This window comes from Nocardia citri, from assembly GCF_054065835.1.
In genome coordinates this window covers 427,347-446,779 of record NZ_JBSUQM010000003.1, presented here as the reverse complement: position 1 = coordinate 446,779, position 19,433 = coordinate 427,347, and the positions used below count along the sequence as shown (strand labels likewise).

The following is a 19,433-nucleotide window of genomic DNA, read 5'->3' as shown; positions in this document are numbered from 1 at the left end:
GGCCGTGAAGGCCGGCGACCCGGTCAGGGTGCCCGCCGTGGTCTGGAACCCCCCGACGATCCGCGCGATCCCGAAGTCCGTCAACGCGGGCTCGCCGTAATCGGTCAGCAGAATATTGCCCGGTTTCACATCCCGATGCACGATGCCCAGGCGATGCGCGCTCTCCAACGCCCCGGCGATCTTCACCCCGATCCACAACACGGTCTCGGTCGGCAACGGACCGTTCCGGCGGATCCGTGCATCAAGGGAGTCCAGTGGGTGATACGGCATAACCAGATAGGGATGTCCGCTCGCGGTGGTACCCGCCTGCAACATCGTCACGATGTTCGGATGCCCGGTCAGCCGCCCCATCGCGCGCTGCTCCCGGAAAAACCGCGCCCGGTTCTCTTCATCCAACTCAGCGGTCAGAATCTTCACCGCCACCGTCCGATCCAGCTCGGTCTGCATGCAGCGATAGACCACGCCGAAACCGCCCCGCCCGACCTCCTCGAACCCGGCCGCCGCCAGTTCGTTTGTGACCGGCTCGGACACGTCACGGAGTGTCCGGAACGGATCTTCCTCGCTCATCGGCTGTACACCATCCGCCAGCATGTCCCCGGCAACGGTAACGATTGTTAACTCTTCGTTAACCAACAGCGTATCCCACGGGCCAGTGCAGCCGCTTCTCTTGGGTTCGCTGCCTGGAATGCCTTGTGATTCCCTGCATTTCCGCAGGTCCGTGGCTGATACGTGCAGAATATTGACGTGCAATAGGTGTTGTGTAAGCATTCGGAGGGCGTCGGAGCACCCTCCTCGAGATTCGCCGCAAACTTCAGCCAACTCGGCTTTCACCCCGGCTTCGGGATATGGGCCCAACGCTCCACAACCCTGAACCCTTTGACAGTCGAGGGGCCGGCGATTCGGATCGTGCCGGTCGGCAGACGAACAGCCGCTGGGACGCGGTGAGGGACGTGCCCCGGGTCGACGGGTGGAGCTGGTAGGGCAGGATCGTGTTCGGCCTGGTTACGTTGATGGCCGCGAGGTGTATTCGGCCCAGTGGTCGACGGCCTGTTCGAGACCGAGTGCCGCGACCTCGGCGGGTGCCATGCCGACCGTGTGGATCAATCGCTGTGCGAGCCAATCGGGAACAGGTTCGCGCATCGGTGTCGGTGGAATTCCGAGCGATTCGGCACTGCGGCCGAGTCGCTCGACCACTGCGCCGAGCTTGCTGAATTCCGGTAGCCGACCGGCGGCCGCGACGATGCGGGCAGTTGCTTCCGCGTAGACTTCTGAGTCGGCGCGTGCTCCGATTGCCCAGATCTCGCAGATCTCGATGGTCTGCTGGTCGATGACCCGGTACACGATCCGCCAGGTGTTGCGGCCAACGACAAGCTTGCGGAACCCGGTCAATTCGCCGCCGAGTGGATAGCCGGCTTGCGGTGAATCCAGCAGCAGGAGCACCTTTTTGAGGACTTTGGGCACGGCATCGGGGCCGAGTTTTCGAAGGTCGTCGATTGCCGCATCGGTGAAGAGGACTTCGACCATCGGCTTACCCGTGGTCATCGAGTTCGGCGAGGGATTCCCTTGTGTGTCCGAAGGCGCCGAGCACATCATCGAGTGACGTTCGGTTCCCGCCGTCGGTCGCGGCCCGGGCGAGCACCAGCGCAAGGTCACGCAGGTCGGACTCCGCGCGATCCAGTTCAGCGAGCCGATTCATGCTGACCACGGCGGCAACCGGCCGGTGATGGCGGGTGACCACCAGGTCGGTACCACCTTCGGCATCCGCTACCAGTCCAGCGACGCCTCGCTGCGCGGCGTCGGAAACGCTGAGCTCATGAGGGTTGCGCAGGATGGACATACTGTAACTGTACAGAATTCTAGCTAGATTCTCGATGCCGTGTCGCCTGTCGGGAACCACCTCCGTCGTCTTTGCACCACTGGGCTCAGCGTGTCCCATGACTGAACCGCCACAAAGGGTTTCGCGGAGTACTACACAACAGTGAGGCCGCAGGTCAATGACCTGCGGCCTCACTGTGAAGTGGAGCTAAAGGGGCTCGAACCCCGGACCCCGAACACTGCCAAAGTAAAGTGGCGCGCGTTCGCTGTCACGCGTCAGCGGCCCAGCTTTCGTCGTGCAGTGGTGGTGACAAGGGGATACTGGCGGCCATGGCATGGAACGACACACCGCTGACGTTGCAGTCCTTGCTGGAATCGTGGCGATGGGATACCTCGACCCTGGTCGTGACCGTCGTGCTGGGAGCCGGTTACTGGGTGGCGCGCTCGCGTGCCCGACAACGGGGGCAGGCTGTTTCGGCGGGACGCATGGCGGCTTTCTTGGTCATGGGCCTGGGAGTCTGGCTGCTCACCGGGATCAGCGTCGTCGGTGTCTACTCCAGCACGTTGTTCTGGGTGCGGGCCCTGCAGACGCTGCTGTTGCTGTATGTGGTTCCATTCGGGTTGGCCGCCGGCCGGCCGGTGACCGTGTTGCGCACGGCGTTGGGACCTACCGGGCAGGCCCGGCTGGATCGGGTGCTGGATTCGTCACTGGCGCGGGCGCTGACCTACCCGCTGGTGTCGTCGCTGGCGATCCTGGCCGCACCGTGGCTGCTGTTCCTTACGCCATGGTATGAAGTGGTGCTGCGGCACGGGCTCGCCGATGCGGCGACGCGAATCGGGCTGGTGACCATTGGATTCGGGTACTTCTACTCGCGGCTGCAGACCGACCCGGTACCGCGCCGGTATTCGCAGGGCATCTCGCTGCTCATCACGATCTTCGAGTCGCTGGCCGATGGCATTCTCGGACTGGTGCTATGGCTGGGTCCGCTGTGCGCAGCCGGCTATTACGCCGAGATCAGTCGCACGTGGGGTCCAGATATGCGCTTGGATCAGGTCATCGGTGCCGGCATCATCTGGGTACTCGGCGATGTTCTGGGACTGCCGTATCTGCTCGCACTGATGCGGTCGTGGGCCTCCGACGAGCGCCGCAAGGCCGCCCAGGTCGACGCCGAACTCGATGCGGTCGAGGCGAATTCCGCACCTGCCGCGCGCCACGGCCTGAGGACGGCTGCGCCAGTCGAAGACGATGAACCGCAGACCTCGGGGTTGTGGTGGGAGAACGATCCGCAGCTACGCGCCAGGTTCCGTCGCTGATCAGTCGGGAGATCGCGCCGGCCGCCGGTCGCTGACAAAGGCCAGCGGTCGGAGAGAATGCCGACGAATATTTGACGTGCGCGAAATGCCGCGTAGTAGGCCCGATCCACCGACCAGGTTCCTGGCAACGAGTCGGCGAGTGCGAGTAAGCCCGGCTGGATACTCAGCCAATTCACCGGGTGGTCACAGCGATTCGCAGGTCGGTTGTGGATCAATGGCCGGGTGCTCAATCGCGATGTGATGCTCACTGCAACGTCCGTGTTGTCCCGGCGCGCCACCACTCGCGCGGCGCCCGGCTCAATGCGGGATCGTGTCGGTTTGGCGGCCTTGCTGACAGCTACGGCGGTCGTCTACGTGTGGCGGATTACGGTCAACGGCACCGGTAACGCGTTCTACGCGGCGGCGGTGTGGTCCGGGTCCCGCAGTTGGAAAGCATGGTTATTCGGCTCGCTGGATCCCGCGAACTTCATTACCGTCGACAAACCGCCGGTCTCGCAATGGGTGATGGGGTTGTCGGCACGGATGTTCGGGTTCAGTAGTGCCGCCGAGTTGGTTCCCGAGGCCTTGATGGCCGTCGCGACTGTCGCGTTGCTGTATGGCGCCGTCGGGCGCCTCGCCGGACGAGCGGCGGGCTTGCTGGCGGGTGCGATGCTGGCGCTGACGCCAGTAGCGGCAATGATGTTCCGATTCGACAAGCCCGACGCGGTGATGGTGCTGTTGATGACCGCCGCGGTGTACGCGATGGTGCGAGCGCTGCCGACAGCGAGCACGGCATGGATCACACTGGCCGGTGTCGCGCTCGGATTCGCGTTTCTGGCGAAGATGCTCGAAGGGCTGATGGTGGCGCCCGCGATCGGGCTGACCTATCTGATCGTCGCGCCGAACCCGCTGCGCGCGCGGCTGCTGCAGTTGCTCGGTGCCCTGGTCGCGCTGGTGATCTCGGCCGGCTGGTACGTCGTGTTGACGGCGCTGTGGCCGCCGTCCGCGCGGCCCTACATCGCCGGATCGACGGACAACACGTTCATGAATCTCGTGTTGGGCTACAACGGTTTCGCCCGGCTTCTCGGTCATCGGCCGCCCGCGCACAGTCCCGGCCATCTGGCGTTCGCGAACGGCCCCGCGCGGCTTTTCACCGGTGAGTTCGCCTTCGAGATCAGCTGGTTGCTGCCGGCTGCGCTGCTGGCGGTGGTGTTGGTTGTCATGGTGCGGCGGGGGACGCCCCGCACCGATCCGGTCCGCGCTGCCGCCATCGTGTTCGGCAGTTGGATCCTCGTCGACGGCGGCGTGCTCAGTTCGATGAGCGGGCTGGTGATCCCCTACTACAGCCTGTCGATCGCCCCCGCGGTGGCAGCCTCGACTGCGATCGGGATCCACCAGATGTGGCGGCTGCGCGGCACCGGAACGGGCCGAGCGGGGTTGTCCGCCATCGTTCTCGCCAGCGGGATCTGGGGGTTTTGGGTATTGCACCGTAACGGCGCGTGGCATCCCCTGCTGCGGTGGACGGTGCTGGCGGCCGCGGTGATCGCAGGCATCGCCCTGCTGCGCCCGACCATGTCGCGGCGGCGGGCGCTGGTGGCGTTGGCCATAGGAATGGTCGGCCTGCTCGGTGGCTGCACCGCATACACCGTCGCGACGTTGGGTCAGCCCCACCAGGTCCGTCTGGTGGCGGGTCCGAAGGTCTGGGCCAACGGTTCACCCGACGTGGCGTCGAATACACAACTTGTGTCGCTGCTGTCGTCGACCGGTACGACCTGGTCGGCCGCGGTCGAGCATTCACAGACCGCGGCCGAGCTGGAACTGGCTTCCGGCACGGCCGTCATGGCGATCGGCGGATTTGCCGGCACCGACCAGACACCGACACTGGACCAGTTCGTCGACGAGGTACGCGCGCACCGCTTGGGCTACTACCTGGTCGTCGGCAACGACCACCGCGCAGGTACCCACACCGATATCCGCGACTGGGTCACCGCCCACTTTCCTCCCGCCCACCTTGGTACGGTAACCGCGTACGACCTGTCCGAATACCGCGAGTAGACCCTGATCTGGATGAAGATCAGCAGGGTGCGCCGTCTCGCTGCTCGGGCAGGCCGACGCCGCCGTAGTGCAGGTTCAGTTGGATGGCGTGCCCGACTCCGAGGCGATGACCCCGACCGAAGCGGTGGTTCGCCGAATGTTCACCGAACAACCTTTAGCGCACCAGCCTGCCGTCCTGCAACCCGGCTACCCTACGGCCCCGATTGTGGCTGCCGAGTGACCGGGAGTTCGTTATGTCGAGCGGGGATGCTGGTGCGCCTGGGCGCGGGAGTCGGCTTGGGCGCGGTGATCGGGCTCGAACGCCAGTACCGCGCACGTATGGCGGCCCTGCGTACCAACGCGCTCATCGCCGCCGGATCCACCCTGTTCGTGCTGCTGTCCGTACACCGCTTCAGCGGCATAGACCCCGACTTGCTTTGCGGCACAGGTCGTTTCAGGTATCGACTTCCTCGGCGCAGGCGTGCTTCCGCGCGACGGGCCGAGCGCGCACGGACTCAACACCGCCGCCACACTGTGGCGCGCGGCGGCAGTCGGTGCCCTCGCCGGATCCGGAATGCACGTCATCCTCGGTAGCTTGATGGTTGTTAGATCAACTCGATCTCATCGAATCCGACAGTCAGGCTGTGGCGCCGTTCCCGCAGAACGTTTCCTTCGCGATGGACAGTGCCCTCACTGAAGACTAGACGCAGCTTGCTGCGGCGCAGGTCGACTTCCTGCACTACTGCACAGATCCCGTTGAACGGTCCCTCCGGGAAGTAGACGACGTCGCCCGGCCCGTATTCACTGAACCCCACACCGCCACAGTAACCGGCCGACCCACGCGCTCCGCGATCTGGGGCAGGCTGGCCGCATTCCTCGAGTTGCACGCGCAGGCGGAGGAGGAGATCTCCTACCCCGCGCTGCTGCAGGCGGGCATCGCGGGGCCGGCGCCCAGAGAGCCCGCACGACATCGCGTGTCGGTCTCCCACGTACTAGGCGTCGATGTAACCGGCCACGACTACCACGACGTCGTTCCCGGCGAGGTGTTCGAGCGGTCGAAACCCGAGGGGCGCAAGATCTTCGAAGGTGTTACCGAGACCACGCGGCGCACGGTGGAGGGTGATTCACCCATTACCTCGTGACGGCGGTGCGAGCGGCGGATTCGGTGTTCGGATCGAGGCTTGGGCGGCGTGGGTGACGGCCCTGCGCACCAATGCGCCGCTGATATCGGAGGCATCGGCGGGCTGCGGTGCTGTCAGGATCCCAACTGTCGAAGGTTGTTGCGTGGTCTCGCGTGCCCTGTGCGAGATATGGCTGATAGTTGCGGTCCTGAGCAGCCGTGATAGGAGATTCCGGTGCATCTGCGCGAGGCATATCGTGCCGCCGAGTGACGAGGAACTGGCTAACGGCTCCAATGGTTTCCGCCTGCGAACACGTCGTACTTCACGGTGCCAGCCTCGATCCCCACGGTTTTCGCGGTCGCGGGCACGACAGTCCCATCGCTGTTCGTGACGGTGCAATGGATTTCGGCACCCACCGTGCCGCGCAGAACTCCGTCGCACGTACTCGACTCGACTGTTCCGACCGACTGCCAATTCATGGTACTGATCCCCTGAAGATGGACCAGCTCGCCGACTTGTCTCGCCACCTCCTCGGCTGTCGCGAATTTGTCGTCGAAATTCATGTCATATACGGCGATGTCACCGTCCAGATCGGTGACCTTGGCAGTTAACGCCCACTGCCCGCCGGTGAGATCCACGACCGTGCATTTCTGTGTCGCACCCACTGTGGCGTCCAGCTCGCCGTCGCAAGACACCGACTTCGGATCCTGATGAATCTTGCTTTTGAACAGATCCGTCCCTTTGGACTGAAGGCTGTAAATGCTGACCGACGGCGGACCGGCCGGCCCCGATCCCGAGGAGCACGCCGTCACAACGACAACCGGAACCAGAAGCAGAAACCAACGCATGGCTCATCTTTGCATCCTCTATGGCAATCTATGACCGTAGGTCGGCCGCCCGCGGTGGCGGATGGTGCCCGACCCGGCAGATTCGTCTCCCCAGCCGTGCTGATGGACGGTGCTGTCTACGGCGAATCGGTCGCAAAGACGAACACGCTCTATGACCGACGATGAGGCGGCACCGATCGGCTCGACTACTTGCGTCCCCGGGCCGGTGAAAACTGGCGTTCAGGCCGCCTACCGGGTGCGTGCTGACTCGGCGCCGCGCGACGTGACCGCGACTTCGAATCATCGCGATCAAGATCGGTCGGTCCTGACGCCAACCTCATTAATGTCGGGGCAATGGATCTGCAATTGAATGCAAAGCGTGCCATCGTCACCGGTGGTAGCCGCGGCATCGGCTACGCCGTGGCCCGAGCATTGGCGACCGAAGGCGTCGACGTGGTGATCGCGGCACGCGATGCTGAAACCCTCGAAGCTGCCGCACGCACACTCTCGGACGAGACCGGGCGGCGAGTGATCGCCATACCCACCGACACCGGCGACGACGACCGCGTCCGGGAACTGGTCGAGCGCACGGTGGCCGAACTCGGCGGAGTCGATATCCTGGTGAATTCGGCTGCCACACCGTGGAGCGCGGGTGCGCCCGCGGACTTGGCGGCGACCAGCGATGAGATCGTCCGCCGTGAGGTCGAGATCAAGGTTCTGGGCTATCTACGAACCGCCCGCGCGGTCGCACCACACCTCATCGAGCAACGTTGGGGAAGGATAATCAATATCAGCGGACTTGGTGCGCGGCAAGCGAATTCCATCGCCCAGACGATCCGCAACATCAGCGTCTCCGCGCTGACCAAGAATCTCGCGGACGAGCTGGGTCCATACGGGGTCAATGTGACCGTCGTCCATCCAGGCCTGACCCGGACCGAGCGACTGACCCGACGCCTGAGCGAGCAAGCCGGGCAGACGAAACAGACGGTGGCAGAACTCGAATCCGAACTCGTCCGGAATACACTGCACCGCGTTATCGACGCGACCGAGGTCGCCGATGTCGTGGCCTTCCTCGCCTCTCCGCGCAGCGTCGCGATCACCGGTGACGCTATCGCGGTGGGCGGCGGCGTACCCGGCCCGATCTATTACTGAGTCACATAATGGACGTTGATGTCGAATACATTCGATGAACCAGCTGGATGTCCTCTGGCGGCAGATCCAGAAATGCCCAGCGCGAACTGCACGGACCAACCGCGGCGAACCATGTGGCAGTCCTCGACAACACCCTGGTGAAAGCGCCGCCCGTACCGGTTCGACTCATATCGATCTCCTTACTGCGCTCGGTCAAGACGATGATCAGCATCCAGACTTCGCGATTATCGACCTCGGTTGTCTCCGAAAGTCGTTCATGACTCGGTTCATTTACGACAGGAATAGGTTCTGAGCTGGGATATTTCGGTGCGATAAGAGATATATTCGTCCAGATTCCAGAACCGCCAGCGCGACCACTCGCACGAGCGAAGCCGTTGGCGAGAGGAACGCATTGGGGTCCGGTCACGCAGGACCGCTATCGGCTCGCCTACAGCACCGGCATGGCCGCCGAGACTCAGGCGATATATCTGTCGGTTCGGTTCGTTTGTCGAGATATGCTCGTGGACTGCCTTCCCGGTATCAGGAGGTGTGTGGCAGTGAAGTTTCCGCCCGAGGTCAGGCAACGGTTACGCAGTACGCCGGAGCAGATGGCCGCTGCGTGGGTTGGTGGCAGGCCGCCACAGGCCGAACCGATTGTCCTCGCGCCCTACAATCCGCGCTGGCCACAGCTTTTCGCCGAGCAAGCCGACATGATCCGCCGCGCCCTGGTCGGCCAGGACGTCACGATCGAGCATGTCGGTAGTACCGCGGTCCCCGGCCTGGCCGCCAAACCGATCATCGACATCGACCTCCTCGTGGCCGATTCCGCGCAGGAGCCCGCCTACCTTCCCAGGCTGGAAGCAACAGGGTTTCGTCTGGTCCTGCGGGAGCCGCACTGGCACGAGCACCGGATGCTCACCCGTACCGACCCTGCCGTGAACCTACACGTGTTCAGCACGAACGCGCCCGAGCACATTCGGCACGTGGTGTTTCGCGATTGGCTGCGCAGCCACCCCGCCGACCGAGATCTGTACGAAACCGCCAAACGCGACTTGGCCGCGCAGACAACCAACACACCGGCCGACTACAACTTGGGCAAGAACCCGATCATCGACGAAATCTATGGTCGAGCCTTCGACCACTCGGCCTTGACACCGAACCACTCAATAGGAACCATCTGATTCCATTGGAATCGACCGATTCTCATAAGCTCGAATGCGGAATCGTCCGGAGGAATGCAGATGGACCAGCCGACGACGCACCCTGACCATGTGCAGATCGTTGTCATCGGGGCCGGGTTCGCCGGTATCGGGTTGGCGGTCAAGCTGCGCGAGGCCGGTTTCCGCGACTTCGTCATCCTGGAACGCGGCTCCGACCTCGGCGGCACCTGGAGCGCCAACACCTATCCGGGCTGTGCGTGCGATGTGCCGTCGATGCTGTATTCGTATTCCTTCGCCCCGAACCCGACTTGGTCCCGCCGCTACGGCACCCAACCGGAGATCCTCGAGTACCTTCGCGGTGTCGCGGATAAATACGATGTGCCACAACACATTCGGTACGACACCGAAGTACTCGACGCCGTGTGGGACGAGCCCACCCGACGGTGGCGCATTCGCACAGGGCAGGCGAGGCTGACCGCCGATGTACTGATCCCGGCGATCGGACCGTTCAGCGAGGCGCAAATCCCCCGCCTACCCGGCATCGCCGATTTCACCGGCACCCAGTTCCATTCCCTGCACTGGAATCACGACCATGATCTGACCGGCGAGCGGGTCGCGGTGATCGGCACCGGCGCGTCCGCGGTGCAGTTCATTCCGGAGATCCAGCCGGTCGTGGGGCAGTTGACGGTGTTCCAGCGTTCGGCGCCGTGGATCGTGCCGCGTATGGATTGGGCGACCAGCGCCGTCGAGCGCGCACTCCTGCGCCGAATGCCCTTGCTGGGCAAGATGATCCGCGCCGCGTACTTCACCGGTATCGAGGGATTCGGGCTGGTCGGATTCGTGGACACGCGGTTCCGGCATCCGTTCGAAGCGCTGGGTCGAATGCAGCTGCGTCGGCAGGTTTCCGATCCGCGTCTGCGCCGGAAGCTGACGCCCGACTATATGATCGGCTGTAAACGCGCGATCTTCTCCGACGCCTACTACCCCGCGCTGAGCAAGCCGAATGTCGAGGTCGAGACCGCAGGCATAGCCGAGGTCCGGCCGCGATCGATCGTCACCGTGGACGGCACCGAACACGCGGTCGACACGATCATCTGGGGCACCGGATTCGGTGTGCCACCACGAATATTCGAGGCTATCCACGACACCGCCGGGAGCACCCTCGCCCAGCGGTATCGCGAACGCCCACAGAGCTATCTCGGCACCACCGTCACCGGGTTTCCGAACTTCTTCACCACCCTCGGCGCGTTCGGCGTGGCCGGGAACCAGTCGGCGATCTTCATGATCGAAGCCCAGATCCGCTATCTCGTGGATGCGGTAAAGAATATGCGCGACAAGGGACTTCGCCGCATCGAGGTGCGGCCACAGGTGCAACGGGACTTCATCGAGGAGATGGAGCAACGTAGCCGCGATACGGTGTGGGTGACCGGCGGCTGCCGCAGTTACTACCAAACCGCCGACGGTCGGCACAATGCCGGGCTGTATCCGAACTGGAGCTTCGAATATGCCAGGCGCACCATGCGATTCGATTCCGACGCCTACCTGATCGAGGCATCGTGAACCTGCTGCGGTTGCTGCCGACCGAGGACACCTTCGACGTGACCGACAAGGTGGTGGTGATAACGGGTGCCGGGCGCGGTATCGGTGCCGAACTGGCGCGGATCCTGCACCACCGCCGCGCGCGGGTCGTCCTGCTCGACCTGGACGAGGCCGGAGCCCGCACTGCCGCATCACGGTTGGGATCGCGTGCGGTTGCGTTGCGCGCCGATGTCGCCGACCGCGACAGTATGGTCGCCACCATGGCGGCGGTCCGCGACCGCTTCGGCCGCATCGATCTCGTCGTCGCCGGTGCCGGTATCACCCCGAGGCCCGCCACGCTGCGCACGATGGACCCCGCCGATTTCGACCGGGTCATCGGGGTCAACCTGACCGGTGTCTTCAATACCGTCCGACCGGCTCTCGACGATATCGTCGCAACCCGCGGCCACGTCGTGGTGGTCTCCTCCTGTGCGGCATTCGCGCCCGGAATGGGCGGGTCACCGTACATGATCAGCAAGGCCGGTGTGGAACAGTTGGGTCGTGCGCTGCGGGTCGAACTCGCCGCTTCGGGGGCAACCGCCGGGGTCGCCTATCTCGGCATCGTCGATACCGCCATGACCCACCACACGCTCGACGATGACGAATTCGGCCGCGCGGCCGACGCCATGCTGCCGTGGCCGTTCAACCAGCGCATCAGCGCTGCCCAAGCCGCGCTGGCCATCGCCGATGGCATTGCCGACCGCGCCCCGCGCACCATCGCACCCCGCGTCTGGCAGCCCTACTCCCTGCTGCGTGGTGCTGTCAATGTGCTGATGGACCACTACCTCAGCACCGACGAACAGCTGCGCGTGCTGCTGCGCGAGCTCGAAGAGCGCTCGCGCAGCGAGTCCGGCAGCGCATGACATGACCCAACCCATGAGTTCGTCAGCCACTACCTGGCGCGGCAGCACCATGGCCAGCCGCGCCGCCGGGCGCCGCGAGCTACTCGTGCGCGCCGGCTATGCGCTGCTCGGCGGGGAGGGGGCGGCGGCGACGACCATGCGGGCGGTCTGCCGCCAAGCCGGCCTGAGCCTGCGCTATTTCTACGAGAACTTCGCCGACCGCGAAGCCCTGCTCATCGAGATCTACGACCAGACCGCACACGGGCTCGTCGATGCCGTCACCACCCGGCTCAGCGATGCCCCTGTCGATGAAACCGCCCGTGCCCGAGCGGCTTTCGACGCCGCAGCCCAGTATTTCGCGGACGATCCGCGCCGCGGGCGGATCATGTTCCGCGAAACCCTGGCCGATGACACGCTGCGCGTCCACGGCGCCGACGCACTGCGCGCCTTCGTCACGCTTGTGGCAACCCAGCTCGCACCGGGGCAGGCCGCGCGCTTCACATCCGGGCCGGGGCGGATACCGCTGCCGGTCAGCGCGATATCCGGCGCGCTCGTCGCACTGTTCCTGGATTGGCTCGACGGCGATGTCGAGGCCAACCGCGACGAGGTGGTCGACTACGCCACCCGACTCACCCTCACCATGCTCGAGCTCACCTGACTACAGCAGTCCACGCAATCGCAGATCGCTGACGTACTTGTCGATCAGCGCGGGCCTCAGATGCGGAATATCGTGTTCGGCACCGACTTTCGCGGCTGCTACGGCCGCGCTGAAACCCCTCGCCGGGAGGGCGGCGCCACGGATCGGCCGTTCAGGTCGGCTATAGGCGTGCAGTAGCGGTAGTAGCGAGGCCTGTCGCTGCTTCTCGGGGAGCCCGCGCAGCGCGGTTTCGAATCGGCGCAGCCATTCTTGATAGTCGTCGATCCGCTGGATGGGGTGGCCGGATTCGATGAGCCAGTCGACGAATTCGTCGAGGGAGATACCGTCATCGTGCGGATTGAGGACATCGAAGGTGTGGAAATCGGTACGTGCCTCGGCACCGATGGTGGTGATCGCCGCCGCGGTGAAATCAACGGGCAGGCCGTCGTAGTGTGCGCGTTGACGTTTACCGTCGGCATCGGTCTCGTAGAAGGAATACGGGGCGATGCCGGTGGCCACCAGGCTGAGCACCAGTCGGGTGAACATATCCGGAACGTTGAGCTGGCCGCCGAATCGACTGTGTGCCAGGATCATATCGGATCGGAAGACGGCGACCGGAAGTCCGCACAGGTCGTGGGCTTCCCGCAGCAGGACCTCTCCCGCCCATTTGCTGTTGCCGTAGCCGTTGGCGTAGCTGTCGTCGATGGCGCGTGTGGGGCTGATTTCGCGAATATCGCCGTCCTCTTCGAAGGACGACGGACGGATCTGGGCGGCGACGGCCACCGTGGACAGATACGTCACAGGCTTGATCCGCGAAGTGATGGCCAGGCGGATGAGTTCGGCAGTGCCGACGACATTGGGGCCGAACAGCTGGTCGTAGGGCAGGACATGGTTGACCAGCGCGGCCGGGTGCACGATCAGATCGACGGTGTCGGCCAGCCGATGCCAGGTCGTATCGTCCAAGCCGAGATTCGGGTCGCCGATATCACCGTGCAGAACTTCGAGGCGCCGGGCCGCCAGCTCGCGGTAATGCCGCAGCAGTTCCGGATCACCGCTGTCGAAGGCCTCGTCGAGCCGTTTCCGCGCTGCCGCAGCGTCTTTGCCTCGGATGATGCAGATGAGTGTGCCATCCGACTCGTCCAGTCGCTCGAGCCATTCCAAGCACAGGAAGCGGCCGAGGTACCCGTTGGCACCTGTCAGCAGCACCGTCTGCGTTTCGGTGGCGCGGGGGAGAGTCGTCGCGGCGGACAGTGTTTGCGCATCGATGAACTTGTCCAGTGTCAGCTCATCGGCACGCGCGACACCGGCACGCGTATGGACTGCGGCGAAGGTCGGCCGCATCGCGCCGGGTTGCCGCGCCGATTCGACATACTCCGCCAACTCGCGCAATCCGTTGGCCGGGCTGACGATGACGCCCACCGGCACATCGACGGCGAAGATATCGCGGAGCTGATTCGAAAACGACAGCGCGGACAGTGAGTCGCCGCCGAGATCGGTGAAATGCGCATCGGGTCGCAGATCGGTTGTGGCGCAGCCGAGCAATGCCCGCGCGGCCCGACTCACGGTTTCCAGCACCGGCAGGTCGGCGGCCTCGCGACGCAGCGCGATCAGTTCGTTCGCCTGCCCTTCGGCCAGTTCGGCATACAGCTGCTGCAGCCGCTCGCCATAGTGCTCGATCAGTCTGGGACGTAACAACTTGCCGATGCCGGAGAGCAGCCCGTTTTCGGTGGTGAAGGGTTCGGTTTCGATGAGGAAATCGCGCGGGATCTCATATGACTCGAGATCAGCCTCCTTGGCGATGTGCTGTAGCGAATCACTCAGTGCCGCTTTCGGATCGGCGAGGCGCAACGTCTCCTCGGTCGGCACGATGACCGCGAGCAAGTAGGCACGTTCGCTGCTGCCGTAGATGAAGATTTGCTCGAGCAGCGGGCTACTGGCATATACGGCTTCCAGATGTGCGACCGCGACGAATTCCCCCTGGGACAGCTTCAGTACATTATTTCGACGGTCGACGTAGACGAGTTCATCGGGTCCGAGTTCGGCAACGACATCGCCGGTCCGGTAGAAGCCGTCCGCGTCGAAGATCTCCGCGGTGACCTCGGGGCGCTTGTAGTACCCGGGAAACATGGTGGTGGTCTTGAGCAGCAACTCACCGCGCGGATTCGGCTGGTCGGTACCGAAATATCCCAGCTCGGGCACGTCCACCAGCTTGTAGTCGAGCACGGGTGGACGGCGGATCATATTGTCGACCATGACGGCGCCGCCCGCCTCGGTCGAACCGTAGCCATCGTGCAGGTCCATATCGAGGACCGATTCCATGAAGGTTTTCATCTCGGCGGCCAGCGGCGCGCTGCCGACGATGGCCGATATGAATCGGCCGCCCAGGAAGTCTTCGCGCAGTTCGGTTTTCACCGCACGGTCGAGTTCCGCGTGAGCGATACCCGACTCCGAACGACGTTCCATTTCGCTCTGATAGCGCAGGAAGACCATATCGCACACGCGCGGCACGAAGAAGATCTCGGTGGGCCGGACCAGGCCGATATCCTCGAACAGCGTGGAAATATCGCTCTTGGCCGTGAAATACGCGGTGCCGCCACGGGCCAGCACGCCATAGAGCGACAACCGTCCGGCCACATGGCTCATCGGCATGTAGTTCAGGCTGATCCCAGCTACCTCGGGCTGGGCCGACCACATCGCGGTCACCAGCCGGCTGGTGTACATGGCGCCCTTGGGAGTGCCGGTACTGCCGGAGGTGTAGATCAGCGCCTCCAACGCATCGTCGTCGGCGGGTACGAACAGTGGTGCGGGCGCCACGGTGCGGCCGCGTTCGATCACCGCTGCCAGCGATTCCACCACTATCGGAGTGTTCGCCAAGCGAGCGCGGGCGGATTCGAACGCGTCGCGCTGATCATCGTCCTCGGGGTGATAGTCGAAGACCACGAGGCGTTCCGGCGTCGCTCCGGCGAGGACGCACTCCACCGCGGTAGCGAGGTTTTCGGGCGTCGCGGCGAAGACGCGCGGTGCGGTCTCGGCGAGGATCGCCGACAATTGCTTCGGCGCGGCACCAGCCTGTAGTGGTACGGCGACCGCGCCGAGATACAGACACGCCAGATCGAGCGTGGCGTAGTCGCCGCTGGTGAAGCCGATTGTCGCGATGAAGTCGCCCGCTTTGACGGGGTTGTCGGGATTGTGCTGCCAGGCTGCGGCGATCGCGACGACGCGCGCCCACAACTCGCCGTAGGTGATGGTGGCGAATTCGGGCAGCGGTCGCAGCGTGCGCCGCCCGGACTCGTCCGTCGCGGGCGCGAGGACCCGGTGCCCGAGCGCGGGACGATCAGCGTAGGCCGCCATGACCGTCGCCACGATCTGCGCCGGCCGCATTCCGGGTTCTCGGATCGCGGCGAAAGTCTCCGGTATCGGTCGCGCGTCGCGAATGTCCGGATAGGTGGCGTAGAGGTCGGCGATGCGACGCACGACCTGTTCCATCCGCGTATCAATAATCATGGCCAGCCTCCTTCGGTCCTATGCCGACCGTCGGTTGTTCTGTGCAGATTCAAGACGCCCGTAGCCAACAACACGTTAGCTTGGCTAAATATTCCAGTGCGGCAAATTTTCGGCAACGGGCCTGGTCAGATCAGTGCGTCGCGCCGCACCTTGCGATCCTGTAACCATGACGATCCCGCTCCCCGATCTTGTCGAGACGCTGCTCGGTGGTCCACTCTCCATTGTTACCGCAGGCGACCCGGTGCTGCGCGCGCCCGCCGCGCACTACGACGGACAGCTGACGCAGGCGCAATTGGACCGCCTGGTGCGGGCGATGCGAGAGACGATGCATACCGCGCCAGGCGTCGGATTGGCCGCACCGCAGGTCGGGATACCGCTGCGGCTGGCCGTCCTGGAGGATCCGGCCGAGGTGACCGATGAGCTGCGCGCGGTTCGCGGGCGGGTCCCGCTACCGTTCCGAGTCCTGATCAACCCGAGCTACGAACCCATCGGCGACGCACGGGCCGCGTTCTTCGAGGGCTGCCTGAGCGTCCCGGGCTGGCAGGCCGTCGTCGCGCGTCACGCCCGCGCGCGCCTGCGCGGCCAGGACGAACGCGGCCGCGAACTCGACGAGGAAGTGTCCGGGTGGCCCGCCCGCATCGTCCAACACGAAATCGACCACCTCGAGGGCACCCTTTACCTCGATCGCGCCATCACCCGCTCGCTGACCTCCAGCCAAACCCTGATCGAGCGTTGGTCCCAGCCGACCCCCACCGCCGCGGCCGAGGCGCTGGGCTTCGACTTGCCCTGACCAGACCGTATTCAGCTGTTGCGTGTACCAATGTTAACGAGCGGACCGTCGCGGCACGAGACGGTGAACCGGTCCAGTCCCACAGATCGGGCGCGGGCCCATTTGCCACGACGGCCGAGGTTCTCGTGTGCCGCACTGGAATCGTCGGCTCGATGCGGCGGGTTCGGATCATCGCGACGCAAATCATGGCGGCGGCGGGCAAGTTTGACGATCGTCATACCAATGAGCGGAAACTTCTTCGCGGTGGGCATCGAATTGGATGGCGAGGGATATCACCCGGCCGCGTGGCGGCGGGCCGCGCATGCCCCCGACCAGCTGCTTACCGGCGGTACGCTGCACAAACGAGTCAGCGCCGCCGAGAATGCCGGTTTCACCCTCGCCACCTTCGATGATTCGATCCTGCCGCCTGTCGCAGCTCCGGCGGGGCGGATCGACGCGGTGACGCGGGCTTCATTCGTCGCGGCGACCACCAGCACCATCGGATTGGTGGCCACGGTCGCGACCACCTACGCGGAACCGTTCCACACCTCGTCACAACTGGCCACACTCGATTACGCCTCGCGCGGGCGCGGCGGATGGATCGCGACGACCGATGCCGCAGCCGCCACCGCCTGGGGACGTCCCGCGCGCACTACCGATGCGGAACTCGCACGCGAACAACGTGATTCGATCGAGGTCGCGCGTCGGCTCTGGGATTCGTGGGAAGACGATGCCGTGGTACGCGATTATGCGGCGGGCCGGTTTCTCGATCGAGACAAGCTGCACTACATCGACTTCAGCGGCGAAACGTTCTCGGTGAAGGGTCCGGCGATCGTGCCGCGGCCGCCACAGGGGCAGGTGGTCGTCTTCGCCCATGACACCGGCGCCGCCGACGTCATCCTGGTCACCGGAGGCGATCTCGATCGGACGCTCGCCGCCGCCGACCGTGCGCGGGCCACCGGTGCGCTGGTATTCGCGGAACTCGATGTCGCCCTGGATATTCCGGACACGACCGCCGCCGAACGCCTCGCCCACCTGGACTCCTACACGGCCGCGAATAGCACCGAACGCCTGAGATTCTCGGGCTCCCCTGCCGAACTCGTGCGGCTCATCACCGAGCTAGCGCACCACGTCGACGGCGTGCGGGTGCATCCTGCCGTCATCGATGAAGACCTCCCGGCATTGGCGCGCTACGTCCTGCCCGTACTCTTGCGGGCCGGTGTGACCCACCGTCCGGTGCCGGGTTCGACCCTGCGCGCCGATCTCGGCCTGGCGCGGCCGATCAACCGTTATGCGAAGGATCAGCACTGATGACGCAGGTTCCGTTTCCTGACGCCCAGGTCCATTTCGGCGTCTTCTTCCAGGGCGTCAACCACAGCACCATCTGGTCGGATCCGAGCAGCGGCTCGCAGATCGACTTCGAGACCTTCCGGCATACCGTCAGCACTGCCGAGCGCGGACTCTTCGACGCCTTCTTCCTCGGTGAGGGCCTGCGCCTGCGCGAGCAGAACGGACAGCTGCTCGATACCGATATCGCCGGACGTCCCGACGCCATCGCTCAGCTGGCGGCGCTGGCCGGTATCACCAGCCGGATCGGTCTTGTCGCCACCCAGAACACCACCTACAACGAACCCGCCGATCTCGCCCGCCGACTCGCGGGCCTGGATCTGCTATCCGGCGGCCGTGCGGGCTGGAATGCGGTCACCACCAACAATGCCTGGACCGGTGCGAACTTCCGGCGCGGCGGCTTCCTCGATCACGCGCAGCGCTACGAGCGCGCGGGCGAATTCATTCGGACAGCCCGTGAGATCTGGGATGCCTGGGCCGACAATACGATCGCGACCTCGCGCCACGATACCGACTGGGCCAGACCGGATTCGGTCCGGACAGTGACCCGTGACGACGAGCACTTCCACGTCGCGATCACACCGACCCTGCCGCGCAGCCCGCAGGGCCATCCAGTGATCTTCCAGGCCGGTGATTCACCCGCAGGCCGCGATTTCGCCGCGGCCAATGCCGAAGTCATCTTCTCCAGGCACGGAACACATTTCGACGCCGCGCTCGCCTTCGCGAACGATATTCGCGCCCGCCTGGAACGCGCGGGCCGACCGGCCGATGACATCAAGATCCTGCCCGGCACCCAGATCGTCTTGGCGGAACGGGAATCCGAGGTCGAGGAGAAGGCGCGCTGGGTTTTGGAGGGCCAATTCACCGGCCAAACCGCACTTTCCCTGGTCGGCCAGGTGTGGGGTCGTGACCTGTCGGATCTCGATCCGGACGGTCCGCTGCCCGCAGACGACCCGCAGCCCCGGATGATGTCGGGCGAGCGCGGCGCACAGCGCGCCGGTCAGGATCCAGTGGCGATCGCCCGCGAGTGGCGTGCGCTGGCCGAGGCCAAGAATCTGTCGCTGCGCCAGGTCGCCATCGAAACCTCGCAGCGGTCCGGATTCGCCGGGACACCGGGCCAGGTCGCCGACGAGCTCACTCGCTGGGTCCGCCACGGCGCGACCCACGGGTTCAATATCTCGCCCTATCTCGTGCCCACCGGGCTCGATGAGATCGTCGACTGGCTGATTCCGGAATTGCAGGAGCGCGGTTCGTACCGCACCGAATACACCGGCACCACGCTGCGCGAGCATCTCGGGCTGCGACCGCCGCCGACCAGGCGGTGATCGTGGGCCGATAGCCAGCTCTTGGCATGCAGTGCGACATTGCACACTGT

The 19,433-nt window shown here is 64.8% G+C and carries 17 protein-coding genes and 1 pseudogene; 12 read left to right on the top strand and 6 right to left on the bottom strand.

Annotated features, from left to right (window positions below; translation table 11 throughout):
- From ACW2Q0_RS07965 to ACW2Q0_RS07955, 3 genes are all read right to left on the bottom strand, one after another.
- Positions 1-567, bottom strand: a 567-nt coding sequence (locus tag ACW2Q0_RS07965) for a serine/threonine-protein kinase (RefSeq protein WP_457187755.1), incomplete at its 3' end; no start/stop codon positions are given.
- A gap of 435 nt (positions 568-1,002) precedes the next feature.
- A complete protein-coding gene (locus tag ACW2Q0_RS07960) occupies positions 1,003-1,542 on the bottom strand; it encodes a type II toxin-antitoxin system RelE family toxin (RefSeq protein WP_457187720.1) in 540 nt (179 codons plus the stop codon).
- Complete coding sequence (locus ACW2Q0_RS07955) at positions 1,529-1,837, bottom strand: hypothetical protein (protein ID WP_457187718.1); 309 nt, start codon at positions 1,835-1,837, stop codon at positions 1,529-1,531. Before ACW2Q0_RS07955 ends, ACW2Q0_RS07960 begins: the two co-directional genes overlap by 14 nt.
- A gap of 308 nt (positions 1,838-2,145) precedes the next feature.
- Between ACW2Q0_RS07955 and ACW2Q0_RS07950 the strand changes: the two genes are divergently transcribed.
- The 3 genes and pseudogenes from ACW2Q0_RS07950 (at position 2,146) to ACW2Q0_RS07940 (ending at position 5,839) form a co-directional block, all read left to right on the top strand.
- The gene (locus ACW2Q0_RS07950; protein WP_457187716.1) at positions 2,146-3,129 is read left to right on the top strand and encodes a cytochrome c oxidase assembly protein; all 984 of its coding nucleotides are present in this window, start codon (positions 2,146-2,148) and stop codon (positions 3,127-3,129) included.
- Positions 3,130-3,429: 300 nt separating this feature from the next.
- The gene (locus tag ACW2Q0_RS07945; protein WP_457187714.1) at positions 3,430-5,163 is read left to right on the top strand and encodes an ArnT family glycosyltransferase; all 1,734 of its coding nucleotides are present in this window, start codon (positions 3,430-3,432) and stop codon (positions 5,161-5,163) included.
- A 12-nt stretch (positions 5,164-5,175) separates the two neighbouring features.
- A pseudogene (locus ACW2Q0_RS07940) lies at positions 5,176-5,839 on the top strand (MgtC/SapB family protein).
- Here the strand turns inward: ACW2Q0_RS07940 and ACW2Q0_RS07935 are convergent.
- On the bottom strand, positions 5,748-5,957 hold the full coding sequence (locus tag ACW2Q0_RS07935; protein ID WP_457187712.1) for a hypothetical protein: 210 nt from the start codon (positions 5,955-5,957) through the stop codon (positions 5,748-5,750). The pseudogene ACW2Q0_RS07940 and the gene ACW2Q0_RS07935 overlap by 92 nt on opposite strands.
- Before the next feature lie 66 nt (positions 5,958-6,023).
- On the opposite strand from ACW2Q0_RS07935, the gene ACW2Q0_RS07930 reads away from it, so the two are divergent.
- A complete protein-coding gene (locus ACW2Q0_RS07930; RefSeq protein WP_457187710.1) occupies positions 6,024-6,284 on the top strand; it encodes a hypothetical protein in 261 nt (86 codons plus the stop codon).
- Between the two features lie 260 nt (positions 6,285-6,544).
- Here ACW2Q0_RS07930 and ACW2Q0_RS07925 read toward each other — a convergent pair whose 3' ends face one another.
- Positions 6,545-7,111 carry a DUF4333 domain-containing protein gene (locus tag ACW2Q0_RS07925; protein ID WP_457187708.1) on the bottom strand — a complete coding sequence of 189 codons (567 nt, stop codon included), beginning with the start codon at positions 7,109-7,111 and terminating at the stop codon, positions 6,545-6,547.
- A gap of 333 nt (positions 7,112-7,444) precedes the next feature.
- Here ACW2Q0_RS07925 and ACW2Q0_RS07920 point away from each other — a divergent pair, with 333 nt between their 5' ends.
- The 5 genes from ACW2Q0_RS07920 (at position 7,445) to ACW2Q0_RS07900 (ending at position 12,459) form a co-directional block, all read left to right on the top strand.
- Complete coding sequence (locus ACW2Q0_RS07920) at positions 7,445-8,242, top strand: SDR family NAD(P)-dependent oxidoreductase (RefSeq protein WP_457187706.1); 798 nt, start codon at positions 7,445-7,447, stop codon at positions 8,240-8,242.
- 536 nt (positions 8,243-8,778) lie between these two features.
- Positions 8,779-9,402, top strand: a complete 624-nt coding sequence (locus ACW2Q0_RS07915; protein WP_457187704.1) for a GrpB family protein — start codon at positions 8,779-8,781, stop codon at positions 9,400-9,402.
- Positions 9,403-9,462: 60 nt separating this feature from the next.
- Positions 9,463-10,941: a flavin-containing monooxygenase gene (locus tag ACW2Q0_RS07910; protein WP_457187702.1), complete on the top strand. Its 1,479-nt coding sequence runs from the start codon at positions 9,463-9,465 to the stop codon at positions 10,939-10,941.
- Positions 10,938-11,822 (top strand): short-chain dehydrogenase/reductase, encoded by an 885-nt coding sequence (locus ACW2Q0_RS07905; protein WP_457187700.1) that lies wholly within the window; start codon positions 10,938-10,940, stop codon positions 11,820-11,822. The genes ACW2Q0_RS07910 and ACW2Q0_RS07905 overlap by 4 nt, the downstream gene beginning before the upstream one ends.
- A gap of 13 nt (positions 11,823-11,835) precedes the next feature.
- A complete protein-coding gene (locus ACW2Q0_RS07900) occupies positions 11,836-12,459 on the top strand; it encodes a TetR/AcrR family transcriptional regulator (RefSeq protein ID WP_457187698.1) in 624 nt (207 codons plus the stop codon).
- On the opposite strand, the gene car is transcribed toward ACW2Q0_RS07900, so the two are convergent.
- Positions 12,460-15,942, bottom strand: coding sequence for a carboxylic acid reductase (gene car, locus ACW2Q0_RS07895; protein WP_457187696.1), 3,483 nt, complete (start codon positions 15,940-15,942; stop codon positions 12,460-12,462).
- 166 nt (positions 15,943-16,108) lie between these two features.
- On the opposite strand from car, the gene ACW2Q0_RS07890 reads away from it, so the two are divergent.
- The 3 genes from ACW2Q0_RS07890 to ACW2Q0_RS07880 all read left to right on the top strand — a co-directional run bounded on the left by ACW2Q0_RS07890 (position 16,109) and on the right by ACW2Q0_RS07880 (position 19,383).
- A complete protein-coding gene (locus ACW2Q0_RS07890; RefSeq protein WP_457187694.1) occupies positions 16,109-16,732 on the top strand; it encodes a peptide deformylase in 624 nt (207 codons plus the stop codon).
- 222 nt (positions 16,733-16,954) lie between these two features.
- The gene (locus tag ACW2Q0_RS07885) at positions 16,955-18,022 is read left to right on the top strand and encodes an LLM class flavin-dependent oxidoreductase (RefSeq protein WP_457187692.1); all 1,068 of its coding nucleotides are present in this window, start codon (positions 16,955-16,957) and stop codon (positions 18,020-18,022) included.
- Positions 18,022-19,383 carry an NtaA/DmoA family FMN-dependent monooxygenase gene (locus ACW2Q0_RS07880; RefSeq protein WP_457187690.1) on the top strand — a complete coding sequence of 454 codons (1,362 nt, stop codon included), beginning with the start codon at positions 18,022-18,024 and terminating at the stop codon, positions 19,381-19,383. The genes ACW2Q0_RS07885 and ACW2Q0_RS07880 overlap by 1 nt, the downstream gene beginning before the upstream one ends.
- Positions 19,384-19,433: the final 50 nt, after the last annotated feature.

Excerpts from the sequence above, each read along its gene's own strand:
- ACW2Q0_RS07960 (WP_457187720.1), bottom strand. The coding sequence starts at position 1,542 with ATGACCACGGGTAAGCCGATGGTCGAAGTCCTCTTCACCGATGCGGCA.
- ACW2Q0_RS07955 (WP_457187718.1), bottom strand. The coding sequence starts at position 1,837 with ATGTCCATCCTGCGCAACCCTCATGAGCTCAGCGTTTCCGACGCCGCG.
- ACW2Q0_RS07950 (WP_457187716.1), top strand. The coding sequence starts at position 2,146 with ATGGCATGGAACGACACACCGCTGACGTTGCAGTCCTTGCTGGAATCG.
- ACW2Q0_RS07945 (WP_457187714.1), top strand. The coding sequence starts at position 3,430 with ATGCGGGATCGTGTCGGTTTGGCGGCCTTGCTGACAGCTACGGCGGTC.
- ACW2Q0_RS07925 (WP_457187708.1), bottom strand. The coding sequence starts at position 7,111 with ATGCGTTGGTTTCTGCTTCTGGTTCCGGTTGTCGTTGTGACGGCGTGC.
- ACW2Q0_RS07920 (WP_457187706.1), top strand. The coding sequence starts at position 7,445 with ATGGATCTGCAATTGAATGCAAAGCGTGCCATCGTCACCGGTGGTAGC.
- ACW2Q0_RS07910 (WP_457187702.1), top strand. The coding sequence starts at position 9,463 with ATGGACCAGCCGACGACGCACCCTGACCATGTGCAGATCGTTGTCATC.
- ACW2Q0_RS07900 (WP_457187698.1), top strand. The coding sequence starts at position 11,836 with ATGAGTTCGTCAGCCACTACCTGGCGCGGCAGCACCATGGCCAGCCGC.
- car (WP_457187696.1), bottom strand. The coding sequence starts at position 15,942 with ATGATTATTGATACGCGGATGGAACAGGTCGTGCGTCGCATCGCCGAC.
- ACW2Q0_RS07890 (WP_457187694.1), top strand. The coding sequence starts at position 16,109 with ATGACGATCCCGCTCCCCGATCTTGTCGAGACGCTGCTCGGTGGTCCA.
- ACW2Q0_RS07885 (WP_457187692.1), top strand. The coding sequence starts at position 16,955 with ATGAGCGGAAACTTCTTCGCGGTGGGCATCGAATTGGATGGCGAGGGA.
- ACW2Q0_RS07880 (WP_457187690.1), top strand. The coding sequence starts at position 18,022 with ATGACGCAGGTTCCGTTTCCTGACGCCCAGGTCCATTTCGGCGTCTTC.